The following is a 24,789-nucleotide window of genomic DNA, read 5'->3' on the forward strand; positions in this document are numbered from 1 at the left end:
GGGCGGCGCGCATTGCAACCACGTCGCATCAGCGCAATGGTGCTTGTCGCCGCCACACAAGTACAGTCAAGCGTGTCGATAGTGAGTATTAAGTCAACGCGGTCATGACGGCCTTTTGATACGCCGGACGCTGCTTCAACCGCGCGTACCAGGCCTGCAGATGCGGCTGTGGCGCACGCTCGATCGGCATCTCGAACCAGGCATAAATGAAACTGCCCAGGGGAATATCGCCCATGCCGATTTCGTCTCCGGACAGATAAGGCTTGCTCGCCAACGCCTGATCGGCCATCGCCAGCAGCGTGTCGCATTCCTTGATCGCCGCCTCGATGGCGGGCCAGTCCTGCTGGTCTGCCGGGGTACGCAGCACACCCCAGAACACGGTACGGAACGGGCCGGCAAAGCTTGAGGTGGTCCAGTCCATCCATTTGTCGGCGCTGGCACGGGCTTGCAGATCCGCCGGATACCAGGCCGTGCCGTCGGCGTGACGGGCCATCAGATAACGCACGATGGCGTTGGATTCCCACAGCACGAAGCCATCGTCCTCGATCACCGGAACCCGACCGTTGGGGTTCATCGCGCGGTACTCGGGCGTATCGACGACACCAAAGGCGCCACCGGCATCGATAGCCTCGTAGGCCAGTCCCAGTTCTTCGGCGGCCCACAATGGCTTTCTGACATTCGATGAGTTTTTCCGACCCCAGATCTTCAGCATGAGCGCCTCTTTTTCGGTAAGTGGGCAGGCAGCATACGCCGGATCAGGCGCGACTCAAATCGCTCTGCATATCACCCAACAGCGGTTGCTGCTGCTCACCGAACAGGTGCGGATAGCATTTTTCCAGGTGTTCGAAAAAGAACGCTTCAGGTACGTCGGCGAATTGGCCGTGATCGACCAGGTACTCCATCAGCTTCGCGCCATCGCGGTTGAAGGGATGAAAAACGCTGTCGTTGATCCCGTCGAATTCCAGCGGCGCCACATTGAACAGGTCGCAGAGTTTGCGGTTGAACGCTGGCGTCGCCTTGACCCAGCGACCCTGTAAATAGAACTCGGTGTAGCCGTGCATGGCGAACATGTCGCTCTTGAGCAATTCAAGCAGCCGTGGCGTCGATAAATGATTGCGTACATCCGCCAGGCCGATCCGCGCGGGAATCCCGCAATGCCGCGCCGCACCGGCCAGCAACGTGGCCTTGGGCACGCAGTAACTCTCCCCGGCCGCCAACGCATAACTGCCGCACAGGGTCTGCGGATCGCGGCTGAATGTGTACGGGTTGTAGCGCACTGCTTCGCGTACGGCGTAATAGAGACTGATCGCCTGCGCAAGCGGATCGCGACTGGCGCCACGGTGTTTTTCGGCGAACTCCACCACGGACGGGTGGTCACTATCGATGAAGCGGCCGGGACTCAGATACTCGTGCATGAGAACAACCTCCAGGGGAAGTCCCGAGTCTAGCGAGCGCTTGAGCACAGAGATAACGACGTTTCGGCCAAACATGGGCGCTTTGTCGCTCGCTCAATGAACGCTTTTCCCACGATTCCAATCACATCGCTGTGACCTGCCTGTTTTACGGATGCCGTCTAAGCTCTGTGGGCTGGTTCGCCATGGTTTCACGGAGGAATGAATATGCTGCTGTTGTGGATACTGGTTCTGTTGGTCGGGATTGCTTATTTGGCTCACCGCCGCATCGCCCCGCTGCCCGCCCTGGTCATCGTGGCCGTCTATGCCGTGGCAATGGGCGCTTTCAGCCGCGCGCCGGGCTGGTTGCTGCTGGTTTTCTGGGTGTTGATCGCCGCTGTCGCCGCGCCCTTGCTGCTGCCCGACCTGCGCCGCAAATTGTTCAGCGCGCCGATATTCAACTGGTTCCAGAAAACCCTGCCACCCATGTCGCAAACAGAGCGCGACGCCATCGACGCCGGCACGGTCTGGTGGGATGGCGAACTGTTCAGTGGCCGTCCGGACTGGAGCAAACTGCTGTCCTATCCCAAAGCGCAATTGAACGAAGAGGAACAGGCTTTCATCGACGGGCCGACCGAAACACTCTGCACCATGGTCAATGAATGGCAGCTCAGTCAAACCATGGACCTGCCGCCCGACGTCTGGACCTACATAAAGGACAACGGCTTTTTCGCCCTGATCATCCCCAGGGAATTTGGCGGCAAGGGCTTCTCCGCTTATGCCCACTCGCAAGTGGCGATGAAACTGGCGAGCCACAGTGGCGACCTCGTCACCACCGTGATGGTCCCCAACTCCCTCGGCCCGGCCGAACTGTTGCTGCATTACGGTACCGACGAACAACGCAATCACTACCTGCCACGCCTGGCACGCGGCGACGATATCCCGTGCTTTGCACTGACCGGCCCGCTGGCCGGTTCCGACGCTGGCGGCATGCCGGACTCGGGAGTGATCTGCAAAGGAGAATGGCAGGGTCAGGAAGTCCTCGGCCTGCGCCTGAACTGGGAAAAGCGTTACATCACCCTCGGCCCGGTGGCCACCCTCCTCGGCCTGGCCTTCAAGGCCTACGACCCGGATCACCTGCTAGGTGATCAGGAGGACTTGGGCATCAGCCTGGCACTGATTCCAACCGACCTGCCCGGTGTCGAGATCGGCCGCCGACATCTGCCGTTGGGCGCCGCGTTCATGAATGGCCCGAATTCAGGCAAGGACGTGTTCATCCCGCTGGAGTTCCTCATCGGTGGCCAGGAAATGCTCGGCAAAGGCTGGATGATGCTGATGAATTGCCTGTCGGTCGGGCGTTCGATTTCCCTGCCGGCGGTGGGCACTGGCATGGCCAAGTTCACCAGCCTGGTGACGGGCCAATACGCTCAGGTTCGCGAGCAGTTCAACATGCCGATTGGCGCTTTCGAAGGCATTCAGGAAGCCATGGCGCGCATTGGCGGCAACACCTGGATGATGGACGCCGCCCGCATGCTGACCGCCAATGCGGTCGACCTGGGCGAGAAACCGTCGGTGCTGTCGGCGATTCTCAAGTACCACCTGACCGAGCGCGGCCGCGACTGCCTCAGCGATGCCATGGATGTGCACGGCGGCAAGGCAATCATCATGGGGCCGAACAACTACCTCGGTCGCAAATGGAACTGTGCGCCGATTTTCATCACCGTGGAAGGCGCGAACATTCTCTCGCGCAACCTGATCATCTTCGGCCAGGGTGCAATTCGCTGCCACCCCTTCGTCCTCAAGGAAATGGCCCTTGCCGACCGTGAAGACAAGGATCAGGCGCTCACAGAGTTCGATGGCCTGCTGCTCAAGCACATCGGTTTCGCCGTGGGCAACGCCGCCAGCACGCTGGTGTTGAATCTCGGTTTCGGGCACCTGGAACACACGCCGGGCGACAAACTCAGCCAGGGTTACTTCCGCGCTCTCAATCGTCAGGCCGCTGCTTTCGCCCTGCTCGCCGACCTCAGCATGATGCTGCTGGGGGGAGAGTTGAAACGCCGGGAACGGCTGTCCGCACGGCTGGGTGACGTGCTGAGCAACCTTTACCTGGCCTCTGCCGCGCTCAAGCGCTACAACGACCTCGACTCACCGCAGTACATGGCGCCACTGCTGGCCTGGGCCATGGAAGAAAGCCTGAGCCAGGCCGAACGCGCCATGGATGAGCTGCTGAATAACTTCCCGAACAAAGTCGTCGGCTGCCTGTTGCGGGTGATCGTGTTCCCGTTCGGTCGCCGGCACAAAGGGCCATCGGACAAACTCGGTGCCGAAGTCGCTGCATTGATTGGCCGCGCCAAGGGCGACCCTGCCCTGGAGGAATTGCTTCTGGGTTGCTATCGCCCACAAGCGAGCGACGATCCGGTCGGTGCATTGCAACACGCCTGCAATCTGTTGAGCGCCGCACAGCCACTGCAGAAAAAGCTGCATGTGGCACTCAAGAGTGGTCAGGTCAAACCGCTGGCCGGCGAGTCGGTGATCGATGCCGCCCTCGAGGCCGGCGTGTTGCAGCCGATGGAAGCCCAAACCCTGCGTGAAGCCGAAGCGGCCCGGCGCAAAGTGATCGACGTCGATGACTTTGACCAAAAGGCTTTGGCACTGGCCAAGGGAAAAGTCCGCTGATCCCTTCTGGCATGTAAAAACGGGCGCGGGCGCTTTATACTCCCGCGCCCGTTTTGCTCTTGAGGACTTATCTCGTGTCCAACATCGTTGCCGATCATCTCGTTTTACTCGACCACCTGCGCAGCATCCTGGTCGCCGTAGGTGAGGCCGAGCAGGTTCCCGAAGAAAGCCATGCCTTGTTCCTTGAGCGCTTCGACGAATTGCTGGCGTCACTGCCTATCGATCCGATCGAAAGCCAATACCTGGGCCAGGACATCCTGACTCAAGTCATTTCCCGTTACCCGCAAATCGCCCACCTGATTCCACGGGATCTGCTGTGGTATTTCGCCGGTGATTGCCTGCACTACTTGTCCGATGAAGAGATCGACCTGTATCAGGCACTGGAAGAGCGCCGCTTCGAAGCCGAACAGAACGACGAACCTTTCGACTGGAACCAGGAAAAACAGCTGCTGGCGTTGTCGAACCAGGACAGCAAGCACTGATCTTCTATCAGTGAAGCCAAAGGCCCGCCTGCTTGAGCATGCGGGCCTTTTTTGTTTATTGCCTTCAGCGCCCCCCTGTCCGAACCTCTCGCCCCCCCCTGGCTCCAGCCTTTGCACCAATGCTTTTCTTTAAATTCATGGCACTTTGGTTTGATTGAACTACCTTCAAACAATAAGAAATCACGGCTTGATTTTCCACGTCAGCTTCAGTGATCAGACAGCGAACTGGCAAAAGGAGTTACCTCACCATGATCCTGGCAGGCGTTTTCCGGCTCTGTACCTACATTGCCGACTACTTTGCAGGGGAACCAGGTCGCCCCATAGGCGCAAGTCTCGCTCTGGCGGGCAGTCCAGGCAGGCGGATCACTCAATACCGTTTTTGCGAAGCTCGCTCGCTGACCAGCCCGGTCAGCGAATGGCGCCCGCTCGTGTGTAGCACGCAAGGAATAACGCCAAGGCCCTGGATAAATGGTCTGGTGCATTGGGGGGGATAGCCCGATCCCCGTGAAGTGATCCGAGACGACTCAGTCCGCCTAAAGACGGCCTATCAGGTGAGGATGTACTTAATGAGCTTTCGTAGCGAGCCCGCTTTCAAGCGAATTATCCATGGTCTGTTCTGGATGGGCCTCAGCGTGGAGGCGGCTCAGGCCGCGCCGGCCAATTGCCCGCAACTGGACAATTGGCCGACAACCTACGAGGTCGGTCAGGGGCTGCAGAGTGAACTGCGCAGCCCCGTTGCGGTCACGCAACTGGCGGTGGGTGACCCGAAAATTGCCGATGTGCAACCCAGCGGCAGCAACGCGTTCATACTCACGGGCCTTGCGCCGGGGACCACCAGCCTGATGGTCTGGACCGCCTGTTCGAAAACGCCGCGCCAAAGCATGGTGTTCGTCAAGGGTAAAGCCACAGCGGCGCTGACCAGCGCGCCGTCGGTGCCCTCCGACGACGTGCTGCTGCCGAGCCAGGTGCAGACCGATATCCGCTTCGTTGAAGTCAGCCGGACCAAGCTCAAGGAAGCCTCCGCCTCGATTTTCGGCGTCCGCGGCAACTTCCTGTTCGGCTCGCCGCGAACCTTGCCCACCATCGGCGGCATTGTCACCCCGTCGGTACCGGTGAGAAACGACCAGTTCAACCTCACGTTTGCTACCGGCAGTACCCTGGTGGCACTCAACGCGCTGGAGGGCAGCGGTTTCGCCTATACCCTGGCGCGGCCAAGCCTGGTAGCGCTCAGCGGGCAAAGCGCGAGCTTCCTGGCCGGTGGTGAAATACCGATTCCGGTGCCCAGTTCAGGCAGCGATAACGTGTTCATCGAGTACAAGGAATTCGGTATCCGCCTGACCCTGACGCCAACCATCATCGGGAAAAACCGTATCGCGCTGAAGGTGGCGCCGGAAGTCAGTGAACTGGACTTCACCAACGCCGTGAGCATCGCCGGCACGGTCGTCCCGGCCCTGACCGTGCGCCGTACCGATACCAGCATTTCCCTGGCCGACGGCGAAAGCTTCGTCATCAGCGGCCTGATCAGCTCCCGCAACACTTCCCAGGTGAACAAATTTCCGGGGCTGGGCGATATCCCGGTTCTGGGCGCGTTTTTCCGCGACAACACCATCAACCGTGAAGAGCGCGAACTGCTGATGATCGTCACCCCGCATCTGGTCCAGCCACTGGCGGCCAATGCACAACTGCCGTCATTGCCTGGCGAGCAGCTGCGCAATTACGACCCGAACTTCTACCGCATGTTTTTCCTGGAAAATGGCGACTTCGACAGTCGTAGCGGGCTCTCGCCATGAACCGGAGCCGGAACCAGACGGGCCTCGCCCTCACGCCTGACGGTGACTTTGCACGCTTGCCGGGCCAGCCTTATTGCCATTGGCCAGGCGTTCAACCTGTTGTAGCCAGGGGACCTTCGATGAAAGCAGTCATTGCAATAGCGGCGACATTAATGCTTGCCGGTTGTGCCAGCAACGGCATGCCTTCGCGACCGGCCAGCTGTGCCAAGCCCGATTCGGAGCAAGAACTGGCCCTGAACCTGGCCGACAGCATGGCCGACGAAGGCCGTTTGTATGCCAGCCTGGCGAATCTGGAAGGAATGCCCGATAGCCTGGTCCAGGTTCGCCTGCGCAAGGCTCGGGTGCTGCGCTTGATGGGGCGTAGCGGCGACGCGCAGCCCTTGTACGAAAGCTTGCTCGGCACCTGTCTGGCGGCTGAAGGGGAACTTGGCCTGGGCCAGTTGGCCGCCGCCAAAAATGATAACGCCAGCGCTGCCACTCACCTTGAGCGTGCGGTGCAGATGGCTCCCACCGACGACAGGATGCGCAATGACCTGGGGGTCGTCTACCTCAATCAGCACCGGATCCCTGAAGCACGCTTCGAGTTCATGACTGCCATGGAGCTCAAGCAGGCAAACACACTGGCGGCACTCAATATGGTGACGCTGCTGATCTACCAGGATAACTGGAAATCGGCCGCCGAACTCGTGACCCGCGCCGACTTGAGCCCCAAGCAAGTCGTAGAGGCTCAAACCCGCGCGGAAAAACTCAAGGCCTCCGCCAATAAAGGGGTGGCTACCGATGGCAATCGCAAGGCCGAGGTAGCCGATGCCTCTTCCAGTGCGAACAAGTAGAACGTACGAGGAGTCGAGATGAATACCAAACGGCTGTTGATCCTGTGCACGGCTTGCCTGTCCACCACTGCCTGGGCTATCGAGCCGGGCCCCTCTTCGCCGTATCAACAAGGCACCGAACAGTGGTTGCAGCTGCAGATTCGCGGTGTGGTTGCCTCCCCACACTTGCAAACCGCTTCGGCCACCGAACGCGACCTGGCCATGCAGCGCTGGCTGAATAGCTTCAACTTCCCGATTCCGCAATTTTATGACCAGGATACAGCGGGTCAAATGACTATTGGCAACTGAGGCATATCGATGGGTGATCAGCCTCTGGCGTAGTCCAGAGTGGCCTGGCTGCAAAGCCGGGCTCAATCACGAGTGCAGGAAAATACAGTCCAGGTACTACGAGGTGGAGCAAGCGATTGGAGTGAATGCACTCCGTTCGCCTGCTCCGTTCTTATGCAGTACAGCCACCTTGTTCGACAGCAAGCCACTCCTGCTCACTTACCGAATACTCTGAATACCCCGATCAAGGCTGGGCCGATAGCGACCAAAAAGAAGCTCGGCCATAGACAGAAAATCAGCGGGAATATCAGCTTGGTACCGACTTTCGCCCCCAGCTCTTCGGCGGCCTGCGTACGCCGGTCACGGAACTCATCGGCATAGATGCGCAAGGTGTCGGCCACGCTGGTACCGAAGCGGATACTCTGCGCCAACAGGCTGACCAGCCCTTGTACGTCATCCAGGCCAGTGCGTACGGCCAGTTGCTTGAGCGCCTCGGTACTGGAAATGCCCGCGCGGATTTGCGCATTGACCAGCGCCAGTTCTTCAGCCAGTTCGACCTGACTGACCGACATCTCCTCAGCCACCCGTTCGATGGTCGTGGGCAAGGCCAGGCCCGACTCCACGCACACCACCATCAGATCCAGCGCATCCGGAAACGCTGCACGCAGCCGACCTTGTCGCAACTGCTTGCGCTTGGCGACATACAGTGCTGGCAGCAACCATCCGATACCGGCCACCAAGACCACCAACAGCAGCCCCATGATCAGGGAAACCTTGGGAATCATCGGCAACAGCAGCAACGCAATACCGATCAATAACAGCGGCAACATCAAGCGCACTGCCCAGTACATCTGCACCGCCGACGAGGAGCGGTATCCCGCATGCATCAACAGGGTCTGGGTGACGGAAGTCTGAGCCGATCCGGTCGAGGCAAAGCGCTGGCCGACCCGCTCCAGCAACAGTTGCAGGTTACCCGGGGCTTCCTGCCCGGTCGTGTTGCCTAAATGACCACGCTTGATCAGCGCCAGGCGACGCTGCACCGGGTCCTGAAGACCCTGCATCAGCAATATCACGGCGACGACCACAAGCCCCGTACTCAAACCGATCGCGCCAAGGAACAACAGGCGCGCCAGCTCCTCGTTCCCCGTGACCCGACTGAACAACCCGAGCAAAAAATCCATGACCTGTACCTCCCGGTAGCGAATACTGCTCAAACCTGAATCCGGATGATTTTGCGTATCCAGAAAATCCCGATCAACATGGCGCAGAACGCCCCGATGATCAGCTTGTGACCTAGGGGATCATTAATCAGCACAGGCAGGTATTTGGGGCTGGTGACGATGATCGCGATCGCCAGTACGAAGGGAATCGCCACCAGTACCCAGGCCGACATGCGCCCTTCCGCCGACAGGGTTTTGACTTTGCGCTGAAAGCGGAAGCGCCCGCGAATCAGCCGACTCAGACGCTCCAGCACCTCGGTCAGATTGCCGCCGGTCTCGCGATGGATCAGGATCGAGGTCACCAGCATCATCACCGTCATGCTCGGCATCCTCTCCAGTAGGCCGAGCATGGCCCGGCGTACATCATTGCCATAGTTGATATCGGAGAAGGTCAGGCCAAACTCATGAGCCACCGGCCCCTTGTGCTCCTCGGCCACCAAACGCAGGGTTTCGTTGAAGGGGTGCCCGGCGCGCAGAGCGCGACACATGGCATCCAGCGCATCCGGCAGGCCTTCCTCGAACGCCGCGAAACGCTTGCCACGGTCGCGAGAAATTTTCAGTATGGGTAACCAGAAGAGCGCGAAACCTGCCACCAGCGCCATCCACCAGACTGACCAAACCATCCAGATCAAGATACCCGCCCAGACACCCAGCACCAGCCCGAGCAGCAATACCCGATAGGCCCGGTACTCGTGCCCGGACTGCTCGATCATCTGCGTCAATGTTTCCATAAAGGGCAGCTGCTCAAGCCTGGCCTCCAGGGGCGACAAACGCGTCAGGTACTTCTGCCGCAATACCGTTTGCATGTTGGGCAAATTATTGGCTTTCTCCATGACGTGCAGGCGGCCGCGGATGCGCTTGCGCATCTTGCCTGCCTCGCCGAATACCGGCACCGCCACGCCCTGGGACAGGAGGAAGACGGCGATAAACACCATGCCGAGGAACATCAGAATGTATTCACCAGGAACCTGGTTCATGATTGCCGCGCCTCCATCCACTCAGGCCTGAACATCGTCAGCGGCAACTCGATGCCGCGCTTGGCCAGCACATCGCGGAAGGCGGGGATCATGCCGCTGGGCCGATAATCACCCAGCACTTCGCCGTTTTCGCCCATGCCATGGCGCACGAAGGAGAAGATTTCGGTCATGGTGATGATCTCGCCTTCCATGCCGTTGATTTCCTGCACGCTGACCAGGCGGCGCTTGCCGTCCTCTTGGCGTTCCAGCTGGATCACCACTCCGATGGCCGAAGCGATCTGTTGGCGCATGGCCTTGATCGGGAAGGTCGCCCCGGTCATCGACACCATGTTCTCGATCCGCCCCAACGCGTCGCGCGCGGTGTTGGCGTGGATCGTGGTCAGCGAGCCATCGTGGCCGGTGTTCATCGCGGTCAGCATGTCCAGCGCCTCGACGCCGCGCACTTCGCCGATCACGATGCGGTCCGGCCGCATCCGCAGGCTGTTGCGCACCAACTCCCGCTGGCTCACCTCGCCACGCCCCTCGATGTTCGAAGGCCGGGTTTCCAGGCGCACCACGTGGGGCTGCTGCAGTTGCAGTTCGGCCGAGTCCTCGATGGTGACGATCCGCTCGTTGTGCGGAATGAAACTGGACAGGACATTGAGCATGGTGGTCTTGCCGCTGCCGGTACCGCCGGAAATCAACACGTTCAAGCGCCCACGGACAATCGCCTTGAGCAGCAGGGCAATGGCCGGGGTCAACGTCCCCACCTGGATCAGGCTGTCGGTATTGAGCAGGTCCACCGCAAAGCGCCGGATCGACACGCTCGGGCCATCGATGGCCAGCGGCGGGATAATCGCGTTGACCCGCGAACCGTCCTTGAGCCGGGCGTCCACCAAGGGCGAAGACTCGTCGATACGCCGCCCCAGGCTGGAGACGATGCGATCGATGATGTTCAGCAAATGCCGATCATCGCGAAAGCGCACATCGGTGCGTTGCAGTTTGCCAAAGCGCTCGACATAGACCGAGGCATGGCCGTTGACCAGAATGTCGGACACGCTGTGGTCAGCCAGCAACGGTTCCAGGGGGCCAAGGCCAAGCACCTCGTCGGTGATCTGCTTGATGATCAACTGGCGGCTGGACGTACTCACCGGTGCCGAATGCTCATCGAGCAGGCGCTGGCAAATTTCGCGAATTTGCCGCGCGGCCTCAGCCTGTTCAAGGGAGTCCAGCAAGGACAGGTCCATGACCTTGAGCAACTGCTGGTAGATCTTTTCTCGCCACTCTGCCTCCACCGGGGTGACCTGACTTTTGGTTTCGTAAAGAACATCCGGTGTTGCACGTTCCCACGCCATTACTTCCTCTGCCGGATCCAGCTGGTCGTCACCCGGCTGGTTAGCCTGCGACGAGGCGGATTTAGCGGATTGTTTGCGCAAGCGGTTACGAAAGTCGCTGATCATGGGTCACCCCCCGAAAAAACGGTTGAAGGCGCGTTTGAGCACACCTTTTTTTCCAGCCATCTGCTTGCCGACCAGGTCATCGGCCACGTTGCACAGGGCAACGGTGATTGCTGCCTTCGGCGCATGCAGAGCCAACGGCACGCCCGTGTTCTGACTCTGGCTGACCAGGTTGAAGTCGTTGGGTAACTTCGCCAGATTCGTGCAGCGCAGCGCCTCGCCGATATCTTTGAGGCTGACCGCTGCCGCCTTGTCATAGCGGTTGACCACTATCTGCAATTGATCCCCTCGCACGCCCAGGTCTTCACGAAGAATCCGCACCAGGGAACTGGCATCGCGCAGATGGCTGACACTCTGCTGCACCACCACGTACACCCGATCCACCTGTTCCAGCACGGAGCCGGTGAGGTGGTCGATTTGCCGTGGCAGATCGATCACTACCCAGTCATAGCTGGCGCGGGCCAACTGCATCAGAGTGTCAAGTTGCTCGGGTTGAGCATCCTGCGGCAGACACAGCTCACCGGCCCGGCCACCCAGCACATGCAAGGTCGGGCTGAAGTGGCTGCAAAAACCCCGTAGCGCGACGCTGTCCATGCCGTCGATCTGATGCAACACCTCCAGATGGCTGTGCGCCTGCGCCACATCCAGGTAATGCGTCACGCTGCCAAATTGCAGGTCCATGTCCAGCAACAGGGTACTACCACCTTTCATGCTGAGCTGCTGAGCCAGGTTGCAGGCCAGCATGGTGCCGCCGGATCCGCCCTTGGCGCTGATCACGGCGAGCAATTTCCCTTCTGTCCCACTGCCGGTCCGAACCTCCATGACCAGCCGATTCAAGGCGACGACCAGTTCTGTCTCGGCGACGGGCTCCGGCAGCACGTCACGGGCGCCGGCCTGCATTGCCAGGCGCATGGCTTCCTGTTCACTCAGCAGCCCGCACACCAACATCGGCGGACGTTCATGGGCCGGGCGCTGCAACAGTGCCGCCAGCTCTTCGCGCCACAGGTGGCTGACACGCAACAGCAACAGATCGGGCATCCGGTCCAGACCGTAGAGCGGGTCGACATGCCCATTGCTCACCAGGCGAGTACTCACCTCCAGGCTGGGCATGCGTTGGCAGACGCTCTGCAGGTCGCGCAACGACGTGGCATCACGGCTGCTGATCAGCAACCTGAGCCCGGCTTTGCCGGTCGAACTGGAGAGAGGAGTGTCCTTGGTATTCAGCATGGCGTGATCTCCCCGGAATCGGAATGACGCCCGAGGCTTTCGCGTGGCAACGTTGCCCTGAATGTAGGCAAGGTAATGGGCACGCCGAACCCGGGAATGAACAGTTTGAAAACGAAGTTTTGCAGACTCAGCTGGACATAGCGGATGGCACGAAAACCATTGACGCTGACCAGGTCGGCGGGGTTGGCCACCAGAGCACCGTTCACGTCCAGATAGGTCAACGTCAGGTGGGTGGTGGCCAGATCGCCGATCAGCTGGCTATTACCTGCGTCGGTCGCGGTATTGAAGATAGCCCGCCGCAACACCACCGGATCGCTGATATTGCACACCGCCGCCAGGCGCGTACCGCGGCGCACGGCTTCATCCAGCGCATTGACCGTGAAGTACAGGCGGCCTATTTCCACCACGCCGAACAACAGTGTGAACACCAGCAGACCAATGAAGGCGAACTCCACCGTATAGGTGCCATGCATGTTTTTTCTGTTCATCACAGGGCCCTCATCACGGTAGTGGCGACCAGCGGAATGCTCAGCGCAATCTGATTACCAAAAAAGCCGGGAATTGATCCGGCGCATTTGCCACCGCCAATCACCGGGCAGAACGTGTAAGTGATGGTGACCCGCACATGGTCGATGCCCACTGCTGCGACGTCCACGTTGCCAATTGTCAGGTCTGACACCACAGCAATTCCGGTGTCGACAGGCACGCCAAACACCGCAACGTTTTTCGTCTGGGCCTGCAGCGTAGGGCTTAGAGCGACCTTGCCAAGCGTCGAGTCCCAGGCCTGACTGGCGACGAAACGGTCGGCATCGCGGCTAGCCTGCAGCAGCAGGTTGTACTGATAGAGCATGCGGCCGAACTCACCGAAGGCCAGCAACAGCAGCAGCAACACCGGCAGGACCAGAGTGAACTCCACAATGGCCAAGCCTTGCTGGCGCTGCCGATGTTTAAATCCGTGAAGTCTCATAACGCCTCCTACGAGTCAGTGCTCGGAGTGCCGCTGCCGTTGAGATAGGTTTTGTAGAGCTGAATGATCTGCGGGCCGGAAGAGGTTGACGGTGAGGGGCCGGCCACGTTGTCGCCCTCGCACGTCTTCACGAACTGACCGAAGATCTGCGAATCCGTGCCGCCGCCATCCATGGGCTGCACCACAAAATAGCAACCAAAACCGAGGACGGGGATCGAGGTTGAACCGCCTTGTTTACCGGTACAGTCGCCCACCACGACTTTCAGCATCCGGCGCTCGAACACCCCATTGCCCTGACAACCAGCCCCCCCCGCCACACACGCGGCCACGCTCGCACGCCAGTCGTTGTAGTCCAGTATCGAGTTGCTGCCCGCCGTGAGATTGCCGTTGTTCGAGGTGACGGCTTGCCCCTGGTACGTCGTTTGTGGAGGGTTGACTGAGTCGTCGTAAGCGATCGCGGGGGTGCTGGACGTCGTCACCAGATCCGGCGGATAGGCCGAGGCACTGACCTGCCCCTGATAGATGCCGAAGCGCGTATTCAGGCCTTGAGAGGTAGGGCCGACCTTGTTGCCAGGCGCAGTCTGGACATTTTGCCCCACATTGCGACAGACCTTGCCACCTCCGGCCAGATCCTCCTTGACCTGACTGCCGCCCGAGCCAAAATCGATCAACTGAAAGTTGCCTGGACCAATGGGCGAAGAATTGCCGGAAGCTGTCTTCAATACCTGCAAATCACCAAACTGGAAGCCCCAGAACATGCCGGCGCCCGGGTTGTATTGAGTCGAGTCGCCACAGACCATCAAAGGTGCGAGATCGCAGGGGCTGGTAGGGCTGGGCCCAGCGGTGGCAATCGCCGCCACCGCTTTGGTTCCCAGGCCACCAGGGCCGAATGCCTGGGCGAAGTTCCAGAAAAATCCCGTCAGGTTATAGCTCGGTACCGATACCCGAACGTATTTGGCATCCGTCGGCCCGGGAAAGGCGAACGGACCATAGACGCTGCTTGCCAGTTCCACCACTGCAAATGCACCGGCGTTGCCGCCGACCGCTGTGGCCAATTCGTTGTTGCCCGTGGCATTGGCATTTTGTATCAGCGTATTGAGCGCGGCGGTGCGTGTTGCGTTAGCCGCGGTGACACTGTTGATACCACCCTCCACCTGACTCAGGGTTTTGGCGCCACTCAGGGCGGCGGCGTCCACCACATTCTGCAAGCGCGTTTTGTTCAGCATCATATGCCCGCCGTCCAAAGCCAACGCCGCCATCATGGCCATCGCTGCCAACGAGATCACCATCAATACACTCACCGATCCTTCCTGGCGCCTTGGCGTCGAAGTGAACGGCCGCTGAATACGAAGATTCATCATCAAGCCCTCGATTGCCGATACGGATCGACTCCGCCAATATCGTGGAGCTGGCACCTGTTGTGCCCGGTCAGTGAATTTTGACTACGTTGGCTTCGATCCCGCGAATAATGGTGACGGCACTGCCACCCTCTCCATTACCACGCGGCACTACGCGCTTTGGCTCTGTGGCGGTAGCCACCGCCATGGCCGGTGCGGCAGGCGCAACGGCCGCGGTTTTCTTCTCGAGGTTCAGTGGGTTACGCAGCGCCAGTTGCAACTTGCCTTCCGTCTGCGCCGTGACCAGGGCTTCCGCTTCAGCCGCCGACATCTCCAGCGTCACGGCGCGCACCACCACCGGTTGGGTCTTGTCGGTCCCCGCGGTCTGATCCACCGCCAACACCCGCAGGTTCTCGAGGATGGTCCTGGAGGAGGCGCTGTTACTGCCGGCATTGGTGGTTTTGGTCGCCAGTACATCGACCCGGTTACCCGGCAACAGGAATCCGCCGACGCCGACCACATCGTCCACCCGTACCGATATGGCGCGTTTGTCCGGGGCAATCAAAGAGGCCAGGGTGCTGCCCCCCAGGTGCTCGCTCAGACGCGCACCGCGCACGATGTCGCCCCGCAGAATGTCGAACGTGGCGATCTTGCCCACGGCTTTTTCGCTGGCATCGAAGGCATCGTCCGGAATCGTATCCATGGGCATGCGTACGGTCGTGAGTTGCTGGGCCTCGACCATCTGCCCGAATGGAATCTCTACCGTGGCGACCACCACGCTTCGCAGATGGTCATCCGGGCTGGCATTGAGCCGCGCGCTCAGCCAGGAGTCGGCCATCCATGCAGCGCCAAGGCCCATGGCCAGAGAAACGCCTATCAGGGTCAGCGTACGAGAGCTCATGTCAGTATCTCCGTATCAAAGAAAGTCGAGCTGGACGAAGTAGTTGTGCCAGGCCCATTCCAACTCTTTCGGCGACAGTGGTCCGGAACCGCCGATATAACGCTGGCGATCGAGTGCCATGTTCAGGAGATCTCGGGGATGGCAGGGCACCAGAGGCATGCCTTCACTTGCATAAAGCCTTTGCAGCGCATAACGCACCAGCAGCGGGTCATAGGAAATGCCCAGACGCTCGCTTTCCATACGCCAGATCTTTTCGTACTGCTCCGGCTTCAGGTAACCGAACTGCAGCTTGTAGCCAATCCGGCGCAGGAAGGCCTCATCGGCCAGTTCCAGGGGATTGAGGTTGGTGGAAAACACCAGAATCAGATCGAACGGCAACTCGCAATGCCGACCGCCGCCCAGGTTGAGGAAGTCGCGTTTCTCTTCCATCGGGACGATCCAGCGATTGAACAGCTCGGCGGGGGCCATGCGCTGGCGCCCCATGTCGTCGATGATGAACAGGCCATTGCTGGCCTTGAGCTGCAAGGCGGCCTGGTATTGACGGGTGAAGGGGTCATAACGAACGTCCAGCTGTTCCATGCTCAACTCGCCGCCCGTGATGACGATCGGGCGTTTGCAGCGCAGCAGTCGACGGTCGATCCCTTCGTTGAGCATCAGATTGTTCGGTTGAGCGTTTTCATCGAGCCGCTGATGCACCTGCGGGTCATAGATCTCGATCACCGACTCGTTGATGACGATGGCATATGGGACCCAGATGGCCTCGGCGAACAGACGGATCAGCCGACTGCTGACATAAGTCTTGCCGGTACCCGCAGGGCCATAAATCATGATCGCGCGCCCGGAATTCATCGCCACACCCAACTGATCGAGCATCTCCTCCGTGAGCACTACGCCGGCCAGAGCATTGCGCATATCGTCGGCGTTGATGCGACCATGGTGAATGGTCTGCAGTTTGATCAGGGAGCGGTAGGTACTCACCGGGAAGGGTGCCGCACCGATATAACCACTGCGCGACAGGGCATCGCGGGCGACACTGCGACCCCGTTCGGTCAGGCCATAACGCAACATCTGCCCGCCCGTTTGACTCGCTTGGCCAAGCACTTCGACACGGCCATCCTTGCGCAGAAATGCCAGGACCTCTTCAAGTACCGCACCGGTCAACGCCAGGCGGTCTACCAGCCGCGACATGTCCAGCACACCGGCATCGAACAAATGCTTGCACACCAACTCGCCGAGAAAACTGTCGGTCAGACCAGTTTCGCGGATAGTGCAGGGCTGAGGCGCCAACCGTTGCACCGCGTTCCGATCGCAGGGGTAGGCGCCACTATCGACAATTACATGCATGACTAGCCTCCTGGGCTACGGGCCGATCAACAGCCAATAGCCACTGGCCAGGGTTCCGAGCAAAATTGCAACGGAGTATGGGAAAGGCTTTCCGGCCACTTCATCTACCGCCGGAACCAAGTAGGTTCGCGCCCTTAATATCAACCAGTAGCGTGCAAAGGTTTGCGGCAGCTGGCCACGAAAAAGGATGATCAAAAAACCGCACAAACCACCAGCCATCAGACTGAAAAGCGCCGTCCACAACGCGTCATACGGTGTAAAAAAACATCCGACCATGGCCATCAACTTAACGTCCCCGGCGGCCATACCGCCCAGGGCGTACATGGGTAGAAACACTGCAAAGCCGATCAGCATGGCCAGCGCAGCATTACCAAACCCCTCAATTCCACTGGCGTAAGCCTGACTGGTCAAACCCAAAACAAGTCCCAAAAGAACCAGCAGGTTGGGGATGCGGTGGCGACGAAGGTCGCTCACCACCGCAATACCTAACAGCCCTAACAGAACAATTGATGTAAACATCTGCTCAATAGGCATCGCCGCATCCCTCCCACTGGAAATAGACTTACTAGCACGCCCCACCGGAGACCATACAAGTAGCTAGCCTACCGAGCTGCGTGGTAATGGCGCCGCCCAAGGTGGTAAACGCAGCGGCAACCGCCAGGGTTATTAGCCCGCCGGCCACCGCATATTCCACAATGGTCAGGCCATCTTCGTCTTTGACGAACTTCACTAGCGAAGCCTTGATCGTTTGCATGATCATTTTGCCCACCTCACTCGAAAGTTGTTTTTTCTGCTGCATCTCTCTCACAGGGAATAGACTTACTTGCACGCCCCACCGGCCATACAAGTAGCTAGAAAACCGAGCTGTTTGGTAATGGCGTTGCCCAAGGTGGTAAACGCAGCGGCAACCGCCAGGGTTATTAGCCCGCCGGCCACCGCATATTCCACAATGGTCAGACCATCTTCGTCTTTGACGAACTTCACTACCGAAGCCTTGATTGTTTGCAGGATCATTTTGCCCACCTCACTCGAATGTTGTTTTTTCTGCTGCATATCTCTCACAGGGAATAGACTTACTTGCACGCCCCACCGGCCATACAAGTAGCTAGAAAACCGAGCTGTTTGGTAATGGCGGTGCCCAAGGAGGTAAACGCAGTGGCAACCGCCAGGGTTATTAGCCCGCCGGCCACCGCATATTCCACAATGGTCAGGCCATCTTCGTCTTTGGCGAACTTCACTACCGAAGCCTTGATTGTTTGCATGATCATTTTGCCCACCTCACTCGAAGTTGTTTTCCGGAGGCAGTACGTTCTGTGCTGCCTGATGCAACCCTAGTCAGGGTGCAGGCATAGGCGTTAGGAGGATTTTGCACATCGCTAGGACTTTTTTGCGGGGCGGCCAAATACGCAGCATTGGCTTTTGCAGAAGTAACAGGTGGGGGTAAACAAGGCACTGAAACGCAAAGACAATTGTCACTGATTCACAAGCGACAAACGGTTCGAGCCGGGTTTGTCGATAACACACCAACAAACACTCGGCCGGGGCTGCCTTCCAGGTAACCCATAGAGCGAATAGAACTAAAAATCGCCTTCCCTATCAGGATTAAATCTGCAAAGTGATGGCACCTTGGCAATACTCCTTAACAAAGTGAGTCACCCAGAACCCCAGAGTAGAGACATGACGTCCAATTTGACCAAAAGGCCATCGCTCCTGTGGTTCGATCTGACTCATGATCGGTCCACGAAAGAACTCGCCGCGCAGTTCGAGGACTCCTGCGACTGCAAACTGGCGAAAAATTCCGTGTTGCCCATCGGCGAACATGCAGACATGATCTGCGTCCATTTTGATCGCCCCGACACGCCAGGCTTGCGGCTGTTGCTGGAGATCAAACACACCACCCCCACCATCCCGATCACCATGTTCACCGTGCAGCACTCGGAGGAACTGGCTGTATGGGCCATGCGCTCCAGCGTCTGGGAATACATGGTGCTCCCGCTCTCTAGCACCGAAAGGAAGCGTTACCTGACGGCGGTGGTGCAGCTCTGCGAGCTGCGTCGAAATACCAACGGCCGGGGCAACTCATCGCAAATCGACCACTCCCCGACCCTGCCGGAAAGCATCCGGCTGACCTCAGGACACCAAAAGCACCAGGCGCTGAGCAATGTCATGCTGTACATCGAACAGCACTTTCGAGACAGCATCGATCAGAGGGAATTGGCGCAGCGTTGCGGCATGACGACATTTCGCTTCAGCCGCTTGTTCAAGGAAGCCAATGGGCTTGGCTTCACGGATTACATCCTGGACAAGCGCATGAACTTCGCCAAAGATCTGCTCGACAACAGCCAGATGCCGATTACCAGCATCGGCTATGAGGCCGGCTTCAAGGATCCTTCCTACTTTGCTCGTGCCTTCAAGCAGTTCGCCAACTGCACGCCCAGCGAATACCGCGTGGCACGCCAAATCAAAGCGGCTGCCGCTGCGCAACCGGTGCAGGATGAAAAAACCATTGAAGCGCTCGAAAGCCTGGTACAGAGCCTCAGCGGTTGATCCGGTTTTTTACGCGCAAACGAAAACGCCGCTCAATGAGCGGCGTTTTCGTTAAATATGGAGCGGGAAACGAGACTCGAACTCGCGACCCCGACCTTGGCAAGGTCGTGCTCTACCAACTGAGCTATTCCCGCAAATGGCGTCCCCTAGGGGACTCGAACCCCTGTTACCGCCGTGAAAGGGCGGTGTCCTAGGCCACTAGACGAAGGGGACACGCTACCCGGAACACATGGTGTGTGTTTCGGTGTCCAGAGCCGCATCCGAAGACTTGGTTCTGGTTTCACTCAGCCCTGCCCGAAAGCAACGCTGTTTAAAATTGGAGCGGGAAACGAGACTCGAACTCGCGACCCCGACCTTGGCAAGGTCGTGCTCTACCAACTGAGCTATTCCCGCATTGGCGTCCCCTAGGGGACTCGAACCCCTGTTACCGCCGTGAAAGGGCGGTGTCCTAGGCCACTAGACGAAGGGGACACACGTACAACATTCACTCCCTGCTTCGTTTCGCTGTGTGCTTTACGCTGCAAGTGGCGCGCATTCTATGGATGGATTGAGAGGTCGTCAACCCCCTGATATAAATTTATTTAAATCAATGACTTCACCCTGCTTTTGGGAGCCGTTGCGGTTTTCCGCTGCCCGGCGTTTGACGCCTATATTCCGGCACCCGCCAAGACGTTATAGTTCACCCAATGATGGCACTTTGTATATCTGGTGCCATCATTTATAGAAACGGGGCTGCGGCCGATATAAGCACAAGCATGTCCGATCCAACCCGTCGTGCGGGCCTGGGCGCTCAAATGCCAAGCCACCCGACTCGCACGCGTAACCTATAAAGAGGTCTTACCGGTGACGCCACTCATGATCACCCTGCTCGTCGTAGCCGGGATCGCCCTGTTGATCGCCATTGGTTACATGAACCATGTGCTGGAAAACAACAAGCTGGAAAAGACCCGTACCAAGATCGAGCTCAACGATCGCCTGCGTCGCTGCGGCGAAATCACCGAGACGTTCCCCGGCCAGCTGATGACCCCGGCACTCAAGCTGCTGCTCGCCCGCCTGGAACTGAACGTCTGCCAGCGCTTGCTCAACCTGGAAAAATCCAGCGCCAACCTCAAGGCTCGGATCGTCGAACTGGAAGCCCTTGTCGGCCAGGGTGAATCCATCCCGGTCAACAATCCGCCAGCACCGATCCAGACCGAAGCCAAGGCCAAGGATGTACGCTTCCTGCTCGAAGCCCTGCATGGCCAGATCACCCGTGCGGCACAGGATGGCTTCCTGGCCCCCAACGAGGCCAAACGCTGGATCCGTGAAGTGCGCCACATCCTCGTGCTGCTGCACATCGAGTTCTTCAACAACCTCGGCCAGCACTCCCTGCAACAGAACCAGCCCGGACAGGCTCGCCTGGCATTCGAACGCGGCGTGCAGTACCTGCGCAAACAACAGGAGCCACAGGTTTACGCCGAGCAACTGGAATACCTGGAAAAGCTCCTGGCCCGCGCCAATGACCAGGTCATGGATCGCATTGCGCCGGTCGAAGGCGAAGTCAACCAGTTGACCGAAGGCTTGAAAGACGTCGAGGCCGACGCGGACTGGAAAAAGAAAGCGATCTACGACTGATCAGCGAAAACCACTGTAACTGTAGGAGCGAGCTTGCTCCGGGCGGCGTTCCGACGATGGACTCCAGATCGCCGCGTTAAACCAGTAAGCGCGCGTTATCTTTAACGACCATCGCGAGCAAGCTCGCTCCTACAGGAAGCATTAATCGAAAAGTTGCCTTTTTGGGGCCAGGCCGATGATCATTTCAAAGCCTGAAATGCCCCACCATCCCCTTCAGCTCAACCCCCAGTTGCGCCAACTCAATACTGGACGCTGCATTGCCCTGCATCGCCAGCGATGACTGGTCGGCACTGGCGCGAATACTGGTGACACTGCGGTTGATCTCTTCGGCCACCGAGCTCTGTTCCTCGGCTGCCGCCGCGATCTGCTGGTTCATCTGCTGGATCAAGGATACCGCCGCGGCAATACTGCCCAGCGCACTCTCGGTCTGCAAGGCGTCGCTGACCGCCAGCTTCACCAACTCGCCACTGCTCTGGATCTGCTGCACCGACGACTGCGCCGCCGAGCGCAAAGCGCTGACCAGGCGTTCGATTTCCTCGGTCGATTGCTGGGTTCGCTTGGCCAACGCGCGCACTTCGTCGGCCACCACCGCAAAGCCCCTGCCCTGCTCACCGGCCCGGGCGGCCTCGATCGCCGCGTTCAATGCCAGCAGATTGGTCTGCTCCGCCACGCTTTTGATCACACTCAACACCGTGCCGATATTGTGGATTTGCGCACTCAGGCTTTCGATGCTCGAACTGGCCGAGGTAGCCGAATCCGCCAACTGCTCGATCCGTGCCATGCTCTGGCGCACCACCTGCTGGCCACTTTCAACCTTGTCGTCTGCCGTTTGCGCGGCCAGTGCCGCCTCTTCCGCATTACGCGCGACATCATGCACCGTGGCCGTCATCTGATTCATCGCGGTGGCGACCTGTTCGGTTTCCTCCTTCTGCGAACTGACCTCAAGATTGGTCTGTTCCGTCACCGCCGACAGCGATTGGGCGGAAGTCGCCAACTGTTCGATACCCGACTGCAAGCCGCTGACAATATGGCTGAGCCCCGCGCCCATTTGCTGCATTGCCTGCATCAACTGACCGATTTCGTCGCGGCGGGTCACGTCGATGGTCGCGCTCAAATCCCCCGAGGCAATCTGCTGCGCCACATGAATCACACTGCGCAGCGGTGCCACGATCAAGCGGGTGATGAACCATGCGGCAACCAGCCCAACCAACAAGGCCAGGGCGGAAGAGCCAATGATCAGCAGCGAGTTCTTTTTCAGTTCAGCCTGCATCGCCTGATCTTGCGCGACATAAGCCTGATCCACTCGCTCGACCACTTGGGCTGCGCGTTGATGCAATTGCTGATAAACGGTTTTTTCCTGTTCCAGCAGGCCGGTGTACTCGGCGAGCTTGTCACTGAAACTGGCGATATGACCCATTACCTCATTGAGGACGGTCTGGTAACCCTCATCCTTGACCGCGCTCTTGAGCTGCTCGGCCTGGGTCAATGCCTGGCTGGCCTGTTCGATCTTGCCCTGCCCGGCGCTGTCGTCGCCTTTGCGGCTTTGATCCAGACGCACGCGCGCTTCATTCATGGCTTGCAGCATCAGGCGTGAAACCTGGCTGACCTGACTGGCCTGCTCGAGGAATTGCGCACCGTCCTTGCCTTCGGAATCCTTCAGGGTATAGGCGCCGTCATCAGCGAGCCCGGACTGCAATACATCAAGATTATTGGCCACGCTGGACACCGACCAACTGGCCATTTCCAGCGCCAGGTCCTTGGTCTGGGTGAGCGAGACAAACTCGTCGAAGACCTTGCGATAGGCGCCCAAGGACTGTTCGACATCGTTCATCACCGGCACGTTGTCCGCAGACGCGGCCTTGAGCTGGCCGGCCAGGGCGATCAGGCCGTCGACGCCCTCGTGCAGGGCGTCGACGGTTTTCGGATTGCCGTGCAAGGCGTATTCCTGCTCCAGCAGCCGCATCTTGAGCAAACCGCTGTTGAGCGATGACATTTTCTTGAGCCCGTCGAAGCGCTGACTGATGGTTTGCAGGGACCACACGCCAATGCCCGCCACCAGCGCAGTCAACAACAGCACCAGGACAAACCCGATACCCAGTTTTTTCGCCATACCGAGGTTGGCAAAACGTCCTTGCACGGCCGAATTCATTGCACTTAGTCCCCTGCCATAGTCTGTAGACGCAGATTCGCAACGGGCCAGTAGCAACACAAGGCTCTGCTGCCGGAATAATGGCAAAAAGCTACATCAACGTCGTTTTCAGAACGCTGGAGGTCGATCCCCGGCAGTGGCCTGGAAGAGCGCACGGGCACGCGGGTCGCAGGCATAGGCCACGTTGATACGCTGCCAGTCACTGGCCTCACCCGAGGGGGTGAAGGCGGTCTTCGATGACAGCAGTACACCCAGGCGCCGTGCCTGGATCCGCACCCGATCGTCGTCGGACATTCGTGATCGAGCCCAGATGAACAAGCCTCCCGCCGGTTTGCCGAAAACCTCCCATTCGGCATCTTCAAGCAACTGCAACACCGCCAGCCGGTTGCTGTTCAAGCGTTGGCGTTGACGCTGCACCAGTTTGCCGTAGGCACCGTTAGCCAACAGGCACGCCAGCACCGACTCGCAAAATCGTGAGGCGCCCATGCCAGTGATCATCTTGACCTCGGCCAGACGCGTAATGACTTCAGAACCGGCCACCACGAAACCGACCCGCAACGAGCTGCTGAGTGTCTTGGAATAGCTGCCCACGTAAATCACGTTGTCGTCCAGCGCAGCCAGTCGCGTACCGGAACCACTGTGCAAATCCGCATAAACGTCGTCTTCGATCACCTGCACACCAAAAGTCCTGGCCAGCTGCAGCACGCGGCGCGCCACCGTCGGTGCAAGGCTGCTGCCGGTCGGGTTGTGATAGAAGCTATTGATGACCAGCCCCTGAGGCCGGTGTTTGACCAGCACCGATTCGAGCACGTCCACGTCCGGCCCGCGCGGTGTTCGCGGCACTCCGACCATGTGGATGCCGTGCAGCCTGAGCAGATCGAACAGCACCGGATAACCCGGACTTTCCACGACCACACAGTCACCGGCCTTGAACAGTGTCCGCACAATCAGGTCGAGCCCCTGACTGGCACCCGTCGTGGTCATGATCCGGTTGTCCTGCCCCCGGATATCCAACTGCCTGAGGCGTCTGAGTATCTGTTGTCGCAAGGCAGGCAATCCCAGCGGCGTGCCGTAGTTGAACAGGCTGGCCGTATCGGTACGACTGACTTGCCGAATCGCGTAACTCAGATCGTCGGTCTCGCGCCAGCTTTCAGGCAGCCCGCCACAGCCCAGCCTCAACTCACTCGACCAGGCCCCGTATTCGGGCTCCGCCCCGTCGAACCACGCAGGCTCGTGCCTGGTAACCGCAGCCAATGCCGGGTCGGCAACCCTATAGCCGGCGCCATGACCGGACACCAGCATTCCCTGCGTCACCAGGCGTTCGCAGGCCTGCGTGACGCTTACCTGACTGAGCAAATTGATCCGCGCAATCTGTCGCACCGAAGGCAGGCGCGTACCAGGTGACACCCTGCTGGAACGAAGCCAGCAGGTCAGCGCGTCAACAATTTGCTGTACGACGGGCACCAGCGCCTGTCGGTCGATTCTCAACTCCATGAACAAGCAAACTCCTGTTGATTTTGCGAGCAGCAGTTAATCACAGGAGTGTTCGAATACATGTGAGACAACGCCGCCAAAACCCATTGCTCTAATTACTTGAAACACATTGCCTGGCCCTTTAACGGAACCAAAAA

24 protein-coding genes, 4 tRNA genes and 1 pseudogene are annotated in these 24,789 nt (G+C 59.1%); 7 read left to right on the forward strand and 22 right to left on the reverse strand.

The window, feature by feature from the left end:
• Nucleotides 1-88: 88 nt before the first annotated feature.
• Both ACM6IK_RS26920 and ACM6IK_RS26925 read right to left on the reverse strand, forming a co-directional pair.
• Nucleotides 89-712, reverse strand: a complete 624-nt coding sequence (locus ACM6IK_RS26920; RefSeq protein WP_414876719.1) for a glutathione S-transferase family protein — start codon at nt 710-712, stop codon at nt 89-91.
• A gap of 43 nt (nt 713-755) precedes the next feature.
• Entirely contained in the window at nt 756-1,415 is a 660-nt protein-coding gene (locus ACM6IK_RS26925; protein WP_108215329.1) for a transglutaminase-like domain-containing protein, read from the reverse strand.
• 204 nt (nt 1,416-1,619) lie between these two features.
• Between ACM6IK_RS26925 and ACM6IK_RS26930 the strand changes: the two genes are divergently transcribed.
• From ACM6IK_RS26930 to ACM6IK_RS26950, 5 genes are all read left to right on the forward strand, one after another.
• The gene (locus ACM6IK_RS26930; RefSeq protein ID WP_414876720.1) at nt 1,620-4,067 is read left to right on the forward strand and encodes an acyl-CoA dehydrogenase; all 2,448 of its coding nucleotides are present in this window, start codon (nt 1,620-1,622) and stop codon (nt 4,065-4,067) included.
• Nucleotides 4,068-4,141: 74 nt separating this feature from the next.
• Nucleotides 4,142-4,549, forward strand: coding sequence for a PA2817 family protein (locus ACM6IK_RS26935; protein ID WP_007991629.1), 408 nt, complete (start codon nt 4,142-4,144; stop codon nt 4,547-4,549).
• A gap of 566 nt (nt 4,550-5,115) precedes the next feature.
• The gene (locus ACM6IK_RS26940) at nt 5,116-6,339 is read left to right on the forward strand and encodes a type II and III secretion system protein family protein (protein WP_414876721.1); all 1,224 of its coding nucleotides are present in this window, start codon (nt 5,116-5,118) and stop codon (nt 6,337-6,339) included.
• Between the two features lie 119 nt (nt 6,340-6,458).
• On the forward strand, nt 6,459-7,172 hold the full coding sequence (locus tag ACM6IK_RS26945; RefSeq protein WP_414876722.1) for a tetratricopeptide repeat protein: 714 nt from the start codon (nt 6,459-6,461) through the stop codon (nt 7,170-7,172).
• Between the two features lie 18 nt (nt 7,173-7,190).
• On the forward strand, nt 7,191-7,460 hold the full coding sequence (locus ACM6IK_RS26950) for a DUF3613 domain-containing protein (RefSeq protein ID WP_414876723.1): 270 nt from the start codon (nt 7,191-7,193) through the stop codon (nt 7,458-7,460).
• A 194-nt stretch (nt 7,461-7,654) separates the two neighbouring features.
• Here the strand turns inward: ACM6IK_RS26950 and ACM6IK_RS26955 are convergent, their stop codons facing one another.
• The 13 genes from ACM6IK_RS26955 to ACM6IK_RS27015 all read right to left on the reverse strand — a co-directional run bounded on the left by ACM6IK_RS26955 (nt 7,655) and on the right by ACM6IK_RS27015 (nt 18,116).
• The gene (locus ACM6IK_RS26955) at nt 7,655-8,620 is read right to left on the reverse strand and encodes a type II secretion system F family protein (RefSeq protein ID WP_414876724.1); all 966 of its coding nucleotides are present in this window, start codon (nt 8,618-8,620) and stop codon (nt 7,655-7,657) included.
• A 29-nt stretch (nt 8,621-8,649) separates the two neighbouring features.
• The gene (locus ACM6IK_RS26960; protein ID WP_414876725.1) at nt 8,650-9,636 is read right to left on the reverse strand and encodes a type II secretion system F family protein; all 987 of its coding nucleotides are present in this window, start codon (nt 9,634-9,636) and stop codon (nt 8,650-8,652) included.
• Complete coding sequence (locus ACM6IK_RS26965; protein ID WP_414876726.1) at nt 9,633-11,075, reverse strand: CpaF family protein; 1,443 nt, start codon at nt 11,073-11,075, stop codon at nt 9,633-9,635. Before ACM6IK_RS26965 ends, ACM6IK_RS26960 begins: the two co-directional genes overlap by 4 nt.
• 3 nt (nt 11,076-11,078) lie before the next feature.
• A complete protein-coding gene (locus ACM6IK_RS26970) occupies nt 11,079-12,299 on the reverse strand; it encodes an AAA family ATPase (protein WP_414876727.1) in 1,221 nt (406 codons plus the stop codon).
• Complete coding sequence (locus ACM6IK_RS26975) at nt 12,293-12,787, reverse strand: TadE/TadG family type IV pilus assembly protein (RefSeq protein WP_414876728.1); 495 nt, start codon at nt 12,785-12,787, stop codon at nt 12,293-12,295. Before ACM6IK_RS26975 ends, ACM6IK_RS26970 begins: the two co-directional genes overlap by 7 nt.
• Nucleotides 12,787-13,266, reverse strand: a complete 480-nt coding sequence (locus ACM6IK_RS26980; RefSeq protein WP_414876729.1) for a TadE/TadG family type IV pilus assembly protein — start codon at nt 13,264-13,266, stop codon at nt 12,787-12,789. Before ACM6IK_RS26980 ends, ACM6IK_RS26975 begins: the two co-directional genes overlap by 1 nt.
• An 8-nt stretch (nt 13,267-13,274) precedes the next feature.
• Nucleotides 13,275-14,627 (reverse strand): Tad domain-containing protein, encoded by a 1,353-nt coding sequence (locus ACM6IK_RS26985; protein ID WP_414876730.1) that lies wholly within the window; start codon nt 14,625-14,627, stop codon nt 13,275-13,277.
• A gap of 67 nt (nt 14,628-14,694) precedes the next feature.
• Complete coding sequence (gene cpaB, locus ACM6IK_RS26990; RefSeq protein WP_414876731.1) at nt 14,695-15,504, reverse strand: Flp pilus assembly protein CpaB; 810 nt, start codon at nt 15,502-15,504, stop codon at nt 14,695-14,697.
• 15 nt (nt 15,505-15,519) lie between these two features.
• Nucleotides 15,520-16,848, reverse strand: coding sequence for an AAA family ATPase (locus ACM6IK_RS26995; RefSeq protein ID WP_414876732.1), 1,329 nt, complete (start codon nt 16,846-16,848; stop codon nt 15,520-15,522).
• A 15-nt stretch (nt 16,849-16,863) separates the two neighbouring features.
• Nucleotides 16,864-17,382: an A24 family peptidase gene (locus tag ACM6IK_RS27000; protein WP_414876733.1), complete on the reverse strand. Its 519-nt coding sequence runs from the start codon at nt 17,380-17,382 to the stop codon at nt 16,864-16,866.
• A 31-nt stretch (nt 17,383-17,413) separates the two neighbouring features.
• A complete protein-coding gene (locus ACM6IK_RS27005) occupies nt 17,414-17,608 on the reverse strand; it encodes a Flp family type IVb pilin (RefSeq protein ID WP_414876742.1) in 195 nt (64 codons plus the stop codon).
• Nucleotides 17,609-17,667: 59 nt separating this feature from the next.
• Nucleotides 17,668-17,862 carry a Flp family type IVb pilin gene (locus ACM6IK_RS27010; RefSeq protein ID WP_414876734.1) on the reverse strand — a complete coding sequence of 65 codons (195 nt, stop codon included), beginning with the start codon at nt 17,860-17,862 and terminating at the stop codon, nt 17,668-17,670.
• A 59-nt stretch (nt 17,863-17,921) separates the two neighbouring features.
• Nucleotides 17,922-18,116, reverse strand: coding sequence for a Flp family type IVb pilin (locus ACM6IK_RS27015; RefSeq protein WP_414876735.1), 195 nt, complete (start codon nt 18,114-18,116; stop codon nt 17,922-17,924).
• Nucleotides 18,117-18,525: 409 nt separating this feature from the next.
• On the opposite strand from ACM6IK_RS27015, the gene ACM6IK_RS27020 reads away from it, so the two are divergent.
• Entirely contained in the window at nt 18,526-19,395 is an 870-nt protein-coding gene (locus ACM6IK_RS27020; RefSeq protein WP_414876743.1) for a helix-turn-helix domain-containing protein, read from the forward strand.
• A 58-nt stretch (nt 19,396-19,453) separates the two neighbouring features.
• On the opposite strand, the gene ACM6IK_RS27025 is transcribed toward ACM6IK_RS27020, so the two are convergent.
• The 4 genes from ACM6IK_RS27025 to ACM6IK_RS27040 form a co-directional block, all read right to left on the reverse strand.
• Nucleotides 19,454-19,529, reverse strand: a tRNA-Gly gene (locus ACM6IK_RS27025).
• Nucleotides 19,530-19,532: 3 nt separating this feature from the next.
• A tRNA-Glu gene (locus ACM6IK_RS27030) sits at nt 19,533-19,608 on the reverse strand.
• A 104-nt stretch (nt 19,609-19,712) separates the two neighbouring features.
• Nucleotides 19,713-19,788, reverse strand: a tRNA-Gly gene (locus tag ACM6IK_RS27035).
• A 2-nt stretch (nt 19,789-19,790) separates the two neighbouring features.
• Nucleotides 19,791-19,866: transfer RNA gene (locus tag ACM6IK_RS27040), tRNA-Glu, on the reverse strand.
• Nucleotides 19,867-20,250: 384 nt separating this feature from the next.
• Between ACM6IK_RS27040 and ACM6IK_RS27045 the strand changes: the two genes are divergently transcribed.
• Nucleotides 20,251-21,009: a hypothetical protein gene (locus ACM6IK_RS27045; protein ID WP_414876736.1), complete on the forward strand. Its 759-nt coding sequence runs from the start codon at nt 20,251-20,253 to the stop codon at nt 21,007-21,009.
• 184 nt (nt 21,010-21,193) lie between these two features.
• Here ACM6IK_RS27045 and ACM6IK_RS27050 read toward each other — a convergent pair whose 3' ends face one another.
• The 3 genes and pseudogenes from ACM6IK_RS27050 to ACM6IK_RS27060 form a co-directional block, all read right to left on the reverse strand.
• Nucleotides 21,194-22,075 carry a methyl-accepting chemotaxis protein gene (locus tag ACM6IK_RS27050; RefSeq protein WP_414876744.1) on the reverse strand — a complete coding sequence of 294 codons (882 nt, stop codon included), beginning with the start codon at nt 22,073-22,075 and terminating at the stop codon, nt 21,194-21,196.
• Nucleotides 22,055-23,158 (reverse strand): annotated as a pseudogene (locus tag ACM6IK_RS27055) (HAMP domain-containing protein); the annotation flags it as partial. The gene ACM6IK_RS27050 and the pseudogene ACM6IK_RS27055, both read right to left, overlap by 21 nt.
• Nucleotides 23,159-23,266: 108 nt before the next feature.
• Nucleotides 23,267-24,652 carry a PLP-dependent aminotransferase family protein gene (locus ACM6IK_RS27060; protein WP_414876737.1) on the reverse strand — a complete coding sequence of 462 codons (1,386 nt, stop codon included), beginning with the start codon at nt 24,650-24,652 and terminating at the stop codon, nt 23,267-23,269.
• Nucleotides 24,653-24,789 lie beyond the last annotated feature (137 nt).

Source organism: Pseudomonas sp. IT-196MI5, from assembly GCF_949767415.1.
In the GTDB taxonomy this organism is placed as follows: Bacteria; Pseudomonadota; Gammaproteobacteria; order Pseudomonadales; family Pseudomonadaceae; genus Aquipseudomonas.

Excerpts from the sequence above, each read along its gene's own strand:
- ACM6IK_RS27005 (WP_414876742.1), bottom strand. The coding sequence starts at position 17,608 with ATGATCATGCAAACGATCAAGGCTTCGCTAGTGAAGTTCGTCAAAGAC.
- ACM6IK_RS27050 (WP_414876744.1), bottom strand. The coding sequence starts at position 22,075 with ATGCAGGCAATGCAGCAAATGGGCGCGGGGCTCAGCCATATTGTCAGC.
- ACM6IK_RS27015 (WP_414876735.1), bottom strand. The coding sequence starts at position 18,116 with ATGATCATGCAAACAATCAAGGCTTCGGTAGTGAAGTTCGCCAAAGAC.
- ACM6IK_RS27020 (WP_414876743.1), top strand. The coding sequence starts at position 18,526 with ATGACGTCCAATTTGACCAAAAGGCCATCGCTCCTGTGGTTCGATCTG.
- ACM6IK_RS26970 (WP_414876727.1), bottom strand. The coding sequence starts at position 12,299 with ATGCTGAATACCAAGGACACTCCTCTCTCCAGTTCGACCGGCAAAGCC.
- ACM6IK_RS26920 (WP_414876719.1), bottom strand. The coding sequence starts at position 712 with ATGCTGAAGATCTGGGGTCGGAAAAACTCATCGAATGTCAGAAAGCCA.
- ACM6IK_RS26955 (WP_414876724.1), bottom strand. The coding sequence starts at position 8,620 with ATGGATTTTTTGCTCGGGTTGTTCAGTCGGGTCACGGGGAACGAGGAG.
- ACM6IK_RS26925 (WP_108215329.1), bottom strand. The coding sequence starts at position 1,415 with ATGCACGAGTATCTGAGTCCCGGCCGCTTCATCGATAGTGACCACCCG.
- ACM6IK_RS26985 (WP_414876730.1), bottom strand. The coding sequence starts at position 14,627 with ATGATGAATCTTCGTATTCAGCGGCCGTTCACTTCGACGCCAAGGCGC.
- ACM6IK_RS26965 (WP_414876726.1), bottom strand. The coding sequence starts at position 11,075 with ATGATCAGCGACTTTCGTAACCGCTTGCGCAAACAATCCGCTAAATCC.
- ACM6IK_RS26940 (WP_414876721.1), top strand. The coding sequence starts at position 5,116 with ATGAGCTTTCGTAGCGAGCCCGCTTTCAAGCGAATTATCCATGGTCTG.
- ACM6IK_RS26960 (WP_414876725.1), bottom strand. The coding sequence starts at position 9,636 with ATGAACCAGGTTCCTGGTGAATACATTCTGATGTTCCTCGGCATGGTG.
- ACM6IK_RS26975 (WP_414876728.1), bottom strand. The coding sequence starts at position 12,787 with ATGAACAGAAAAAACATGCATGGCACCTATACGGTGGAGTTCGCCTTC.
- ACM6IK_RS26950 (WP_414876723.1), top strand. The coding sequence starts at position 7,191 with ATGAATACCAAACGGCTGTTGATCCTGTGCACGGCTTGCCTGTCCACC.
- ACM6IK_RS27010 (WP_414876734.1), bottom strand. The coding sequence starts at position 17,862 with ATGATCCTGCAAACAATCAAGGCTTCGGTAGTGAAGTTCGTCAAAGAC.
- ACM6IK_RS27045 (WP_414876736.1), top strand. The coding sequence starts at position 20,251 with ATGATCACCCTGCTCGTCGTAGCCGGGATCGCCCTGTTGATCGCCATT.
- cpaB (WP_414876731.1), bottom strand. The coding sequence starts at position 15,504 with ATGAGCTCTCGTACGCTGACCCTGATAGGCGTTTCTCTGGCCATGGGC.
- ACM6IK_RS26945 (WP_414876722.1), top strand. The coding sequence starts at position 6,459 with ATGAAAGCAGTCATTGCAATAGCGGCGACATTAATGCTTGCCGGTTGT.
- ACM6IK_RS26980 (WP_414876729.1), bottom strand. The coding sequence starts at position 13,266 with ATGAGACTTCACGGATTTAAACATCGGCAGCGCCAGCAAGGCTTGGCC.
- ACM6IK_RS26930 (WP_414876720.1), top strand. The coding sequence starts at position 1,620 with ATGCTGCTGTTGTGGATACTGGTTCTGTTGGTCGGGATTGCTTATTTG.
- ACM6IK_RS27000 (WP_414876733.1), bottom strand. The coding sequence starts at position 17,382 with ATGCCTATTGAGCAGATGTTTACATCAATTGTTCTGTTAGGGCTGTTA.
- ACM6IK_RS26995 (WP_414876732.1), bottom strand. The coding sequence starts at position 16,848 with ATGCATGTAATTGTCGATAGTGGCGCCTACCCCTGCGATCGGAACGCG.
- ACM6IK_RS27060 (WP_414876737.1), bottom strand. The coding sequence starts at position 24,652 with ATGGAGTTGAGAATCGACCGACAGGCGCTGGTGCCCGTCGTACAGCAA.